Raw genomic sequence first — 12014 nt, 5'->3', positions numbered from 1 at the left:
GACATCAATTTCCCGTAGTAGTAGTTGTTGTTCCTGTTGTAGTACATGCAGCAGTAGTATATGTAGTTGTTGTTGTCACTGTTGTAAAACCAAATAATTCTGTGTGGTTGCTCCCTGATAATAGTTCTTCAAGTTCATTTTCTGATGATATAAAGTATTGAACTAGCTCTTTATGCTCATCCGAGTTTATACCTTTTTCAGCTGCTGCTTTAGCTGTTTCTCTGAGTTGCTCAGCATATGCTGGATCTTTTAGTGCCCTCTCAACAATTTCTTTTGATGATTTCATATCAGCATCCTCACAATATAGAGTAATAGAGTATGAATAAATGTGGCGAAAACCAATCTAACATTGGTAAGTGTAAATCTAGTTATAGCTCAATAAATAATGTAAATGTCGTATTTTAGTAATTTCATCTAATAACTATGTTTGTCTTACTATTGAGGGTTTTTTTTATGTTATTGAATTGCATAGAGTATATGTGACGTTAACTTATAATTGATGTGGTTTGATTAGTGGCGGTTCTATACCCTCGAGATTGACTATCCTTAAGTGGTATGAGGGGGGAGTGGGTCTTTTATAAGTAAGGCTTGGGCTGAACGATTTTTATCAGGAATATAAAGTTAGTCATTGGTGATAATACAAATGTTAAATAAATAGCGTTTGCTATTTATTAAAAAAGATATAACTAAAACAGGTTGGTTTTTTATTATGCATAAAAATAGATTTGTTTTGATGGTAATAAAACATTAACTATCGTAATGCATGGATGGGGTTTTAATTTTACTTCTTGTGAATCTACACCTGTAAAGTTGTGTCAGGTTTTCGCAAATTAATAATGACAAAGGATCGAGGGGGGAGATAAAAAGTGTTTTTGATAAGGTTGATACCTCAACCTTATACCCGAGTATTTTATTTATAGGGTTTATTTTACTTCGTATTTTTCAATGCATCTTCGACATCTTCGACATCTTCATACTCTTCATCAAGTTCGTCACTATGATAGATTTTTATCTCTTCAAACAATTCATCAATCATTGTATTGTTGAATTGCCCAATAGTCCATAGCTGATAAAAATCGCGAATTCTATTTTTAGCTTGACCAAAAGCAATTGACTGGTTTTTTAGACCACTTTTATCAATTGGATCATGGTGCACATCGATATAAAAGCAACGAATCTTTAAGTCATCACTTGAGGGTTGAATGACATCTATGTCAGCATAGCAACAATCTTGTTTGATTTTTGGACAACTTATGTTTTTTAAATGAGACAGCAATGGAGTCGCTTTTTTTAATGAACCTGATTTTTCACAATAATCTCTCCATTCATGGTTGTAGATGTACTTCAACCATTGTTTGAAGTGATAAGATGATTTTGCCTTTTGAAAATAAATTATTATACCTGCATGGTTATCTCTTTTAACATAGCGGGTAAGCAATTGAAGTAATCCCTCAAATATTTTTTGATTGCCATATCCTATTTTTGCTTCAGCAATCCATACATAATCTCCGTTTCTTGAGCAAACGGTTATATCAACGCTTCCATTCTTTTTGGTTTGTTCTGTTGCATTATATCCAAGATGTACAAGTGAGGCTACAATTGTGTGGCTTAGTTTATCTTCATCGTCGCAATAATACTTGTCACTAGATTGCTCCATTAATTTTATGATGGATTCAATGTCAGAATATAATGTTTTTATAAATCCGGATTCATCTGCAAAATGAATCCGCTTGCCTAATTCGCATGTAACTTGTTGTTTGTCCATGATCATCAATCCATATTTATTATACAATAAAATGAAAGATACTTTGGATTGAAGTCTTCGATTTCCGAACCATTGGCCGTTACTGGTTCAGTTCCGTACAGTATATAGTTCGTATATTCATCAGCTTGTATATCCTCATATTCCATGTTTTCTAGTTCATAGCAGTATTTGACATCAAATAAACAAGATGTATTGCTACTAAAAAACTGAACAACTTTTAATAAATGTTCATAACTATCTGTTTTTATGGCCTTTCGCAACACTGGGATTGTATAAATATTACGTTCAAGATCGCCCTCGATATACTCAAGTAGATTTGTGTAATATTTATGGGAGTCATTGCTTATAAAAACAGATGATTTCCCTGTGTGTTCCAAAAGCACTCTTTGTTTATAGAGCAATGAGTGCATCTTTTTATTTCGCTCTTGTGAGTAAGTCATTTATCACCCTATAATGCACCTGATGATCTGCTGCTTGTGTATAATAAAAATCACCACAAAATTTGTTTGTAGACCAATCAGTTTTGCTGGGTTCAAAGCCAATTTCATTTGAGATATTTTCGTTTGCAACTTTGCTATCTAATCTTACAGCAACGCCTGAAACCTCAAGATTTAGTGAATGAGGTGTTCCGTTTTGGGTTTTAGACACAACTTCACGGTAACGTGCGTCATAACTAGGGTCAGTTCTGCAACGTAGTACTGCATCCTCATCCCCGTTTGGATCAAGAAAATTAACTTGAACGAGTCGCCCATACTGCTTGTCATGATAAATGTTAGAAATTGCCTTGTAGAAATTGATAGTATCAACGTGTAAACCAATTTTGAGCTCTGTTAGCAACTCAAGAAATTTTGTGCGTAAATTCGTCATCGCTTTCTCAGAAGATCTTTTACCTAAAGATTTATCAATGCGATATTCTATACGGCTTAAATCGTTAGGAATGAAAACGGTGTTAAAATATTGTTCCGGATATTGATTGCTTCGTAGTTTACTTCTTCCTTGTATTTTTCTTAGAATAACATAGGAATATATTACGGCGATCCCATCACCCATCTTTTCTATGGCTGTAATGAAATGTCCGGGGGTTAATGGAAGTCCCGTATTATCATCTAGCTTTCTTGGAAACACCGAACTAAATGTTTTTTCAAGATGAGGATAATTGACAATGTTTGGTATTAGGCTAATAGTCCCTGATTTAATACTGTCAATAGAATAATAATGGTTTACACTAGTTATTATTTTCAGGGTAATCAAACGAAGGTTGGAAAAATTTGCTGGCGTGGCTTGCTTCGCTGGATCGTTAAGAGTTTTATTCAAGTTCTCCAATGTGCTTGCCCAGCGACTTGTTACGTCGAAGCCATGTCTTCCACCTACGCGGCGGAAAAAAGCTAATTCCGTTGTTTGCTCCAGTCCTTTCAGCCATTGTTCAATGGTAGCTTGGGAAGCAACTGAAGGGATGTTGAGGACTTGCTGAGTACTCATGAAGTTAAGTTCCTTTTTTGCGTATGCTGTGACAAGGCACATGAAGAAAACTGGCCCTTTGATTATTTTGCTGTCTTAGATGCCAACTTGAGCTCTACATGTTGCAGCCTAGCAGCCTTACCAAAGGAAGCAACATTCTTGATTTCAATGCGTGCAGATCCGCAACTTCGCAATGATCATATTTTTACCATATTGTATTCCAAAGGGAATGCCTGAATGTGCGTTTTTTTGCACGCGCTATATAGGCCTTTACTCAGGTTATGCAGCCGGTAGAGATGTGGTACCACTATGTTAATGCAATGCATTAAAACCGACTCACAAAGCGGGCAGGCGTGGCGGGGAAAGCATTGCGCGCGCTGCGCAGTGTCAGCAATTGTTTTCGCGTATTAGAGTGCATGCCTTAGTGATCGAACGAGGGAGCTATAAGATGTGTGGGGGCCTTCTGCGCATCTTGCTTAAGCAAGGTTGCTGGAGCTTTGGCTGTTAGGTGAAAGTGTAGCAAAGTGGGCTACTCTGAATCAGGTCATGCTCAGAGTAATTTGGCTTGATATCGTATCTGAAAATAAAACTGGCTATCTGGGAGTGCAGAATATGTTTGATTTTGATGTTAAGGCAAAACAAGCCGAAGAATTATTGCATCAACGTGGGTTGGAAAACTCAAGCCTTGTTTTTAACGAACTGGCGCGGATTTACTCCCCTTTCTACCAGTCAGCATCACCAGAGGAGCGTCTGCTTCTCTTGGATTTGTTAAAACGATATGAAGCTCGTAAAGGACTTGGCAAACCATTTGATTGGGTAAACTCACTCAAGTGATCTTGTACCATCAACATCTTTATCTTGTTTTAAATAGCCGCCATTCGGCGGCTGCGAGAGTCACACGTCCTCAGGATCCAGAGAGTAGTTTTTGAAACGGATAATCTCTTCGCCTGCCCACGCATTCAGCTCCATGAAGCGCGACTGCAAAGGGCTGAGCTCGTTACGCACAAAGACCTTCGCCACCTTCTCCACGTCGCCCAGTGAGCCAACATTCTCTGACCTGCCCCCAGGATTAGATACAACCTTCAGTTAGTAATGTCGGTTGGTTTTTCTTCATATTTCCTGTTTCGCCAGTCCGTTGCGAATTCAGCTGGTGTCTGGTAATCCAGCGATGAATGGGGACGGCACTCGTTATAATCCTGCCGCCAGTCAGTAATCGTTTTCCGGGCATGAAGAATATCGCTGAACCAGTGTTCATTCAGACACTCATCGCGAAAGCGTCCGTTAAAACTCTCAATAAATCCGTTCTGCGTTGGCTTACCTGGCTGGATAATCCGTAGTTCCACACCATGCTCAAAGGCCCATTGATCGAGCGCGCGGCAGGTAAATTCCGGGCCCTGATCGGTTCTTATTGTCGCCGGATAGCCCCTAAACAGCGCGATGCTGTCCAGAATACGCGTGACCTGAACGCCTGAAATACCGAAAGCAGCGGTGATTGTCAGACACTCCTTCGTGAAATCATCCACACAGGTCAGGCACTTGATCCTCCGACCGTTGGCCAGTGCGTCCATAACGAAATCCATCGACCATGTCAGGTTCGGCGCATCCGGGCGCAGAAGCGGAAACCGTTCGGTTGCCAGCCCTTTACGGCGTCGTCTGCGTTTTACGCTCAGTCCATTAAGGTGGTAAATACGGTATACCCGCTTGTGATTGACGTGAAGGCCCTCCCGACGCAGCAACTGCCAGATGCGGCGGTAGCCAAAACGCCTGCGCTCCAGTGCCAGCTCAGTGATGCGCCCTGATAAATGCGCATCAGTTGCCGGACGCTGAGCCTCATAGCGACAGGTCGACAGGGACAAACCTGTAAGCCTGCAGGCACGACGTTGCGACAGACCGGTCGCATCACACATAAACTCAACGGCTTCCCGCTTCTGGCCTGTCGTCAGTACTTTCGCCCCAGAGCCACCTGAAGTGCCTCCTTATCCAGCATGGCTTCGGCAAGTAGCTTCTTGAGGCGGGCGTTCTCCTCTTCAAGAGATTTAAGCCGCTTCACCTCAGGAATTTCCATGCCACCAAACTTCTTGCGCCAGGTGTAGAAAGTGGCATCGGAAATGGCGTGCTTACGGCAGAGCTCACGGGCAGAAACTCCGGCTTCCGCTTCGCGAAGAATACTGATGATCTGTTCGTCGGAAAAACGCTTCTTCATGGGGATGTCCTCATGTGGCTTATGAAGACATTACTAACATCGGGGTGTATTAATCAACGGGGAGCAGGTCAAAAACATAGTATACTCAGAACGCCAACTACTTGGACTCAATTTAAGGGAGGTAGAAGCAATAGAAATGATACTTATTCAATACTTAAGTTAGACTAATCGCCCAATTTTAGTCTGTGGAGATTGAGTTTTTTGTGGGAATTCTATAGGTGTAGGCGTTTTTTATGCGGTATAAATTATTTTCCCTAATCTCTTGATACATGAATGAATAAAATTATAATCTAAACTTCGTAATGCAAGCGAGGTATGCCTAGTTAGACTTGGTATAAAAATCACTTTTATAAGAACTATTAAGAATGTAATACAAGAGGATATTGCATGACTAGAAAGGATGAAGATAAATTTGAAGCGCTTTTGGCTTCAATTCATCATGGGAATGTATATTTTGTAACTGGTAAAAATGGCTCTGGGAAGTCTCGTTTTTTTTCTAATGCAACGAGGGAGCATTTCAATCAGCTAGTTAATAACAAAGGAGATGTTAGTAGAATAATATGTATGTCAGGAACCATGCATGATAAATACCCACCCGACATTTATAAAAAAAGTCTTTCTAATGACGCTGTGATTTACCTTGGGAACAAGGTGAATAATAATATGGTCTCTGACACAGCGCCTTTCCGTACACTTTGCAAATATATTCTGAGCAGTGTAGTCAGCAATAGCCAAAACTCGGGCGTTAATAATGAATTGATTTATAATGCCTTACAAAGACTGAACTTTGAAGAAAGCATGGTTTTTAAGTTTCGCTATGGTAAAAATAGAAAAGCAGAAGTATTCTCTTCAGTCTCCTCTGAATTAAAAATCAATCTTCTTCAAGATGTAAATGATTTGCCTTTGATTGGTAAGTATATTCAGCACCTTGAAGCTGGTGATATATTATTATCTGACGTTAGTTTCTTTAGAAATAATTTGCCTTATGGATTGGCTGAACTAAGCTCCGGAGAAAAGCAATATGCCTTGGCTCTTTTAGGATTCATCTACTGTGGTTGCTCTGATTGCATTCTTTATTATGACGAACCTGAAAACTCCCTTCATCCATCTTGGCAGTTAAGTGTGGTAAATGATCTCGCCATTATTGCAGAAAAAATTTTCCCCCGTTCAATATTAATGGTCGCCACTCACTCACCTTTAATTGCGAGTAGTGTACGTAATGAACGAACTTTTATTTGTGATTTTCCGGCCGGTCAGTCATGGCAACGATCAAGTCTACATGGACAAGCCAGTGATGTGGTTCTTCGTGAGCAATTCCACTTATATTCAGCAAGATCGCCAGATGTTTACATTATCGTAAATAAATGCTTGGATCTTATTTCTAAAAGTGAAATTAGCACCCCGGAATTTCTCAGTTACCAAAATGAACTAAGAATGTTCAATTTGGATCTACAAAGTGATGACCCCTTATCTGAGGTGGTTACAACAATTTTGGGGTTTTAGTATATGGCAATACTTAAACCGGTTGCACGAGCAGCCTTAAAAAGAAAAGAATATAAAGATGTCATCTCTGAGTATTTATCAGGAGAAATAGAATGGTCAAACAAATCCCTTAAACCAGTAAAGGATTCTATAAGAGCTCTACTTCGAGTTGAACAAGATGATATCTGCCCATATTGCCAAAGAATAATCATACCGGAAAGACGAAATGTTAATGAACATATAGAGCATTTTTTGGATAAATCCAAAGCCAAATATAAGAAATTTGCATTTACGGCTTCAAATTTAATATTGGCATGTCAAGGCTGTAACGTTGAAAAAGGAACTCGAGACCTGATTGGTAATGGAGTACCGACTCCTACATATCTGAGTCGGATTGGAACATCTTTTCTTTGGCCGCATCCATACTTTGATGATATGACAGCGTGCATTCAAAAAGCACGTGGACCAGTTTACTCTCCTATTCCTGGCTCTGGCCGTGAAACCCAAGCCACAAAATTAATTACGGACCTTAAGCTTAATGATATCCAAAGTATAGAGACGCGACATGGTCGACTTACTGAAAGAAAAAATAAGTTGCTAAAAATCCTAATGAAATTAGCGCGAATAAATGATGAGCGCAGTCGTGCGAGAATGGCTCCACTCATTATAGAATTGGGTAAAGTAGATAATGACTTAAGTTAAACTGTTTGACTTTTTGAAATGGCGAAAATAGATCTTTCAGCTATTGATTGTTGTCTAGTGAATAGTGAAATTTCATTCAATGCCGCCGATGCTCTCCGGCGGCATTCTTTCCCTCATGAAAATACAATTTACTCTTCAGGATATTCTTTTCCTGATGCTCAACCTTATCCACATTGGTACTATTGTTTGACCTTGCGGAGGGGCTCTGTAACCTTTAGTTCGTCGATATTGTTACCGAGTGGCTTTAGTCATCAGTTTTTTATGCTGGATATTCGTGCAAACTGTGGGATACCTTCGAGAGTAAGTGCATGATGATATGACCCAAACACATGAAAAACATTGAATAAATTCATATAAGTATGTCACCAAAATCATAATAAATTTGACGAGCGTGCTCTTGCTTCTGAGGTCTGTATTCCTGCGTAAGTGGAGGACTTAACAAACATTAGGCTGACAGATACGGTTGACCAGACCAAAACCCCCACGCTTATTACTAATTCCTTAGTAGGTTCACTACAGAAAGACAGTTGTGGTATATTCGTAATTGTCATTATCACTAATATTATCCATATACCAAGTAAGTAAAAGGCTACCAATTGATTTATTTTGGATACTGATATTTGCTTAGGGCCTGTAATGTATTTATCTATGAAATCGTCATCTGTGTTAGTTAGCTGTGGGGCCGATTTTTTTGCTTCAGTAGAAGGCCGTGAAAGGACCGTTTTATATAGAGGCCCTGTGACTCCATTTTCCATGAGATCTAAATGATTCTCCCAGTTTTCCTGCCAGTACTTACTACCTCTATTAACTAAAAACCATGAAAGTGTAAAAACAGCCCCCATACTGGATAGCAAAAGGGAAAATGCATTTTTAAACGGAAAGCTATTTGCCGAGGCCAAAGCGAAATAACCAGTAAATGTAATGGCAATGATTGTCCAGAAATATGTAGCTCTTTTCCAGTACATTTCAATTTCAAATTTCCTGATGTCTGCAACCTGTGTAAACGCTCTTATGTGTTTATCGGAAGGCTTATGCGATAGATCATCAGTAATGTCAAAATGCCGCTGATATTCCTTGTTGTTCAATTTGAGTATCCCCTCGAAGTTGTACTAAAAAGCATACAACACCGGTGAATTACATTGAAGGTGTTTTTCTTTCATCCTTCTTCGCATGAAAACTCAATCCACTCTTCAGGATATTCTACGCCTGCTGCGCAATCTGATCCGCACCGGCGTCATCATCGAGACTGACCTCGATGCGGGGCGATGTCGCGTGCAGACCGGCGGCATTGTCACCGACTGGCTCCAGTGGCTGACAGCTCGCGCCGGGCGTTCACGTACATGGTGGGCTCCTTCGGTGGGCGAGCAGGTGCTCATTCTGGCGGTCGGCGGTGAGCTTGATACCGCGTTTGTGCTGCCTGCCATTTTCTCTGACGACTTCCCTGCGCCGTCGACGTCTGCCGATGCGTTTCACATCACCTTTCCCGATGGCGCGATCATCGAGTACGAACCTGACACCAGCGCGCTTTCGGTTAAGCGCGTTATAGACGAGCAGGCGTGGTTAATCAGTAAGGTGACCCACAATCTCAATAATAACGGCTTCACGACGGGCGTAGAGCTTGAGGTAAGGCTTTCAGATGTAGAGTATGAGGCAGAAGTGGGTGAATAAATGAGCGTATGTGTTTGTTTTATATGAATTTAATAGGTAAAATATCACCATTGAAGCTATAAGGTGAGGTGATAAAAATGTTCCATTGTCCGTTATGCCATACTGCCGCCCATGCTCGCACCAGTCGTTATTTCACTGACACCACAAAAGAGCGTTATCACCAGTGCACAAACATTAATTGTAGCTGCACATTCGTCACGACCGAGACCGTCGAGCGCTACATTGTGAAGCCCGGCGAGGTGGCTCCGGCGTTACCTCACCCAGCATCGACGGGACAGCAGCAGCTCTGGATGTGAAAAAGAAATCCCCGCAATCGCGGGGATGTTCGTAGTATGACTACCCGATTAGAGATCGTCCGGAAGTTCGCGTATAGCCTTACGTATGTTTGATTCGGCGTCATCAAGCTCGTTTATAGCTCTGTCGATATCTGAACGACCATTTTCTACCTTAGAGCGAGTACGCTTCAAAGTAGAAATAGCATCATCAATTGCGCTAAGAGCCCGTTTTAGTCTTCTTTTAGTATCCATTTCTGCTAATCCCCTGTTTCGACGAATTTTTCACGATGCATAGTTAAATAATACATCCGTATTTATTTGGATTTTGTGTCAGAAATCACCTTTAAATTACCTAAAAGTATGAGGTATGAATTCTTTTCCTTGTCTAATGTCAAAACAATCCTTCATTTCAGAATATGAAGGGGACTTACACATCATCAAAACTAGAGGATACTGGTATGCAACTTTCCGGTTATGCTTTTGTTATGTCAGATAATAGTGAGATATACATTGCACCTAAAGATGGTGTTGATTCCTGTATGGCTACACATGATCAATTAGAGATAACCATCGATGTCGTGAAAGGGTCTTTTAAGGCAAGAATACTTGATAAAGCAGCTCAAGCACTTGGCGTCTTAGAGTTCAAAAAGGCACTTTTTGAAGTTCCTGACGGTGGGACTCGAGATTCTGATGATCCTGGGAATGTAGGAATTCTATGGTGTCGCGCTACAAACTGTTGTTGTAATTGTGGCGCTGGATGGATTTGCGGCTAGTCGTACTGAACAGTGTGAAAGGTTGATAAAGCCCCGCATTTGCGGGGCTTCTCGTATCGATGTGGTCAATGTGTGGACGTGGCCTGAAATAAATCCTTTTATTTCAATAAGTTATAGGAAAAAATAAGCCCGCGTAAGGGAGATTACGCAGGCTAAGGAGGTGGTTCCTGGTACAGCTAGCATTTATGGGTTATGTTTTTCAGCGGGGGGATAATACCCGTATTGAACGAAGCGGTATGTGATCCGATTCTAAGAATTATCCCAGCGCGAAAAAATTTCCCTGCTTAACTATTTGCCGTGTGGGTTTCGGGTGCTTTCACCGTTGAAGTTACGCATCAGCAGCGCGAACTTCAGCTCCACCTCTTCCGGAACCGGCAGCCAGACGGTATGCCCGTCGCCCGGCGCCACGTCAATCGCTTCGCCTTTGCCGTTTTCCAGATGCTCCAGCGTAAAGTTCATGTTGCCCTGCGGGGTCATCAGCTCCAGGCTGTCGCCTTTGGTGAACTTGTTTTTCACCGCGACGGCCGCCAGCGCGCCTTTGCGCTCGCCGGTAAAGTCGCCGACAAACTGCTGGCGCTCGGAAACGGAGTAGCCGTGCTCGTAGTTCTGGTAGTCGTCATGGGTATGACGGCGCAGGAAGCCTTCGGTATAGCCGCGATGCGCCAGGCCTTCCAGGGTTTCCAGCAGGCTGGTATCGAACGGTTTACCGGCGGCGGCATCGTCGATAGCTTTGCGGTATACCTGTGCGGTACGCGCGCAGTAGTAATAGGATTTGGTACGGCCTTCGATCTTCAGGGAGTGTACGCCCATCTGGGTCAGACGCTCGACGTGGGCGATGGCGCGCAGATCTTTCGAGTTCATGATGTAGGTGCCGTGCTCGTCTTCAAAGGCGGTCATGTACTCGCCCGGACGTTTGGCTTCTTCAATCATAAACACGCTGTCGGTTGGCGCACCGATGCCCAGCGTAGGCTCAACGTTGGTCACCGGGATCGGCTCGTGCTTGTGCACAATGTTGCCGACGTCATCCTCTTTGCCTTCCTGGACGTTATATTCCCAGCGGCAGGCGTTGGTGCAGGTGCCCTGGTTCGGGTCGCGCTTGTTGATATAGCCGGAGAGCAGGCAGCGGCCGGAGTAGGCCATGCACAGCGCGCCGTGAACGAAGATTTCGATTTCCATATCCGGCACCTGGGTGCGGATCTCTTCGATCTCTTCCAGAGAAAGCTCCCGGGAAAGAATGACGCGGGTCAGCCCCATCTGTTTCCAGAACTTCACTGTCGCCCAGTTGACGGCGTTAGCCTGTACGGAGAGGTGAATATCCATCTCCGGGAAGTTCTCCCGAACCAGCATGATTAAACCCGGGTCCGACATGATCAGCGCGTCCGGCCCCATATCCACCACCGGCTTCAGGTCACGGATAAACGTTTTCAGCTTGGCGTTGTGCGGCGCGATGTTCACGACCACGTAGAATTTCTTGCCCAGGGCATGCGCTTCGTTGATGCCGAGCTGCAGGTTCTCGTGGTTGAATTCGTTGTTACGCACGCGCAGCGAGTAGCGCGGCTGGCCCGCATAAACGGCGTCGGCACCATAGGCGAAAGCGTAACGCATATTTTGCAGCGTTCCCGCCGGGGAAAGGAGTTCCGGTTTAAACATGTTTGTTCTCGTTCTGATGACAGGTCAGATCCGCGTGC

The 12014-nt window shown here is 42.7% G+C and carries 13 protein-coding genes and 2 pseudogenes; 6 read left to right on the top strand and 9 right to left on the bottom strand.

What is annotated here, in order from left to right; genetic code table 11:
• Nucleotides 1-4: 4 nt before the first annotated feature.
• From V1566_RS18145 to V1566_RS18130, 4 genes are all read right to left on the bottom strand, one after another.
• Nucleotides 5-286, bottom strand: a complete 282-nt coding sequence (locus tag V1566_RS18145; protein WP_395304223.1) for a hypothetical protein — start codon at nt 284-286, stop codon at nt 5-7.
• Nucleotides 287-928: 642 nt separating this feature from the next.
• Nucleotides 929-1765 (bottom strand): hypothetical protein, encoded by an 837-nt coding sequence (locus tag V1566_RS18140; RefSeq protein ID WP_395304222.1) that lies wholly within the window; start codon nt 1763-1765, stop codon nt 929-931.
• 5 nt (nt 1766-1770) lie between these two features.
• Nucleotides 1771-2205, bottom strand: coding sequence for a hypothetical protein (locus tag V1566_RS18135; RefSeq protein WP_395304221.1), 435 nt, complete (start codon nt 2203-2205; stop codon nt 1771-1773).
• Nucleotides 2180-3244, bottom strand: coding sequence for a hypothetical protein (locus V1566_RS18130; RefSeq protein WP_395304220.1), 1065 nt, complete (start codon nt 3242-3244; stop codon nt 2180-2182). Before V1566_RS18130 ends, V1566_RS18135 begins: the two co-directional genes overlap by 26 nt.
• Before the next feature lie 525 nt (nt 3245-3769).
• Between V1566_RS18130 and V1566_RS18125 the strand changes: the two genes are divergently transcribed.
• Entirely contained in the window at nt 3770-4057 is a 288-nt protein-coding gene (locus V1566_RS18125) for a hypothetical protein (RefSeq protein ID WP_395304219.1), read from the top strand.
• Nucleotides 4058-4117: 60 nt separating this feature from the next.
• Here the strand turns inward: V1566_RS18125 and V1566_RS18120 are convergent.
• Nucleotides 4118-4288, bottom strand: a pseudogene (locus V1566_RS18120) (Presumed portal vertex protein); the annotation flags it as partial.
• A 17-nt stretch (nt 4289-4305) separates the two neighbouring features.
• Nucleotides 4306-5426, bottom strand: a protein-coding gene (locus tag V1566_RS18115) for an IS3 family transposase (RefSeq protein WP_395304218.1) whose coding sequence is annotated in 2 segments (ribosomal slippage) — nt 4306-5168 and nt 5168-5426 — 1122 coding nt in all. Because the reading frame shifts where the segments join, the coding sequence is not laid out codon by codon here.
• Between the two features lie 387 nt (nt 5427-5813).
• Between V1566_RS18115 and V1566_RS18110 the strand changes: the two genes are divergently transcribed.
• Together V1566_RS18110 and V1566_RS18105 are read left to right on the top strand one after the other, a co-directional pair.
• Nucleotides 5814-6929, top strand: a complete 1116-nt coding sequence (locus V1566_RS18110) for an AAA family ATPase (RefSeq protein WP_395304217.1) — start codon at nt 5814-5816, stop codon at nt 6927-6929.
• 3 nt (nt 6930-6932) lie between these two features.
• Nucleotides 6933-7610, top strand: a complete 678-nt coding sequence (locus V1566_RS18105; RefSeq protein WP_395304216.1) for a hypothetical protein — start codon at nt 6933-6935, stop codon at nt 7608-7610.
• Nucleotides 7611-7981: 371 nt separating this feature from the next.
• Here the strand turns inward: V1566_RS18105 and V1566_RS18100 are convergent, their stop codons facing one another.
• On the bottom strand, nt 7982-8695 hold the full coding sequence (locus V1566_RS18100; protein ID WP_395304215.1) for a hypothetical protein: 714 nt from the start codon (nt 8693-8695) through the stop codon (nt 7982-7984).
• An 85-nt stretch (nt 8696-8780) separates the two neighbouring features.
• Between V1566_RS18100 and V1566_RS18095 the strand changes: the two are divergent.
• Nucleotides 8781-9152: pseudogene (locus V1566_RS18095) on the top strand (phage baseplate assembly protein V); the annotation flags it as partial.
• Between the two features lie 203 nt (nt 9153-9355).
• Nucleotides 9356-9574 carry a DNA-binding transcriptional regulator gene (locus V1566_RS18090; RefSeq protein ID WP_395304214.1) on the top strand — a complete coding sequence of 73 codons (219 nt, stop codon included), beginning with the start codon at nt 9356-9358 and terminating at the stop codon, nt 9572-9574.
• Nucleotides 9575-9622: 48 nt separating this feature from the next.
• Here the strand turns inward: V1566_RS18090 and V1566_RS18085 are convergent, their stop codons facing one another.
• The gene (locus V1566_RS18085; protein ID WP_395304213.1) at nt 9623-9805 is read right to left on the bottom strand and encodes a hypothetical protein; all 183 of its coding nucleotides are present in this window, start codon (nt 9803-9805) and stop codon (nt 9623-9625) included.
• Nucleotides 9806-10011: 206 nt separating this feature from the next.
• On the opposite strand from V1566_RS18085, the gene V1566_RS18080 reads away from it, so the two are divergent.
• Nucleotides 10012-10326 carry a hypothetical protein gene (locus V1566_RS18080; protein WP_395304212.1) on the top strand — a complete coding sequence of 105 codons (315 nt, stop codon included), beginning with the start codon at nt 10012-10014 and terminating at the stop codon, nt 10324-10326.
• Between the two features lie 288 nt (nt 10327-10614).
• Here the strand turns inward: V1566_RS18080 and yegQ are convergent, their stop codons facing one another.
• Nucleotides 10615-11976, bottom strand: coding sequence for a tRNA 5-hydroxyuridine modification protein YegQ (gene yegQ / locus V1566_RS18075; RefSeq protein WP_023312421.1), 1362 nt, complete (start codon nt 11974-11976; stop codon nt 10615-10617).
• Nucleotides 11977-12014 lie beyond the last annotated feature (38 nt).

Origin of the sequence: Enterobacter sp. ECC-019 (assembly GCF_043974075.1) — a bacterium.
GTDB lineage: Bacteria > Pseudomonadota > Gammaproteobacteria > Enterobacterales > Enterobacteriaceae > Enterobacter > Enterobacter asburiae_D.
Note: the sequence above shows the minus strand (reverse complement) of the source record. Positions and strands in the feature narration are given on the sequence as shown.

Excerpts from the sequence above, each read along its gene's own strand:
- V1566_RS18125 (WP_395304219.1), top strand. The coding sequence starts at position 3,770 with ATGCTCAGAGTAATTTGGCTTGATATCGTATCTGAAAATAAAACTGGC.
- V1566_RS18110 (WP_395304217.1), top strand. The coding sequence starts at position 5,814 with ATGACTAGAAAGGATGAAGATAAATTTGAAGCGCTTTTGGCTTCAATT.
- V1566_RS18130 (WP_395304220.1), bottom strand. The coding sequence starts at position 3,244 with ATGAGTACTCAGCAAGTCCTCAACATCCCTTCAGTTGCTTCCCAAGCT.
- V1566_RS18105 (WP_395304216.1), top strand. The coding sequence starts at position 6,933 with ATGGCAATACTTAAACCGGTTGCACGAGCAGCCTTAAAAAGAAAAGAA.
- yegQ (WP_023312421.1), bottom strand. The coding sequence starts at position 11,976 with ATGTTTAAACCGGAACTCCTTTCCCCGGCGGGAACGCTGCAAAATATG.
- V1566_RS18135 (WP_395304221.1), bottom strand. The coding sequence starts at position 2,205 with ATGACTTACTCACAAGAGCGAAATAAAAAGATGCACTCATTGCTCTAT.
- V1566_RS18085 (WP_395304213.1), bottom strand. The coding sequence starts at position 9,805 with ATGGATACTAAAAGAAGACTAAAACGGGCTCTTAGCGCAATTGATGAT.
- V1566_RS18090 (WP_395304214.1), top strand. The coding sequence starts at position 9,356 with ATGTTCCATTGTCCGTTATGCCATACTGCCGCCCATGCTCGCACCAGT.
- V1566_RS18080 (WP_395304212.1), top strand. The coding sequence starts at position 10,012 with ATGCAACTTTCCGGTTATGCTTTTGTTATGTCAGATAATAGTGAGATA.
- V1566_RS18145 (WP_395304223.1), bottom strand. The coding sequence starts at position 286 with ATGAAATCATCAAAAGAAATTGTTGAGAGGGCACTAAAAGATCCAGCA.
- V1566_RS18140 (WP_395304222.1), bottom strand. The coding sequence starts at position 1,765 with ATGGACAAACAACAAGTTACATGCGAATTAGGCAAGCGGATTCATTTT.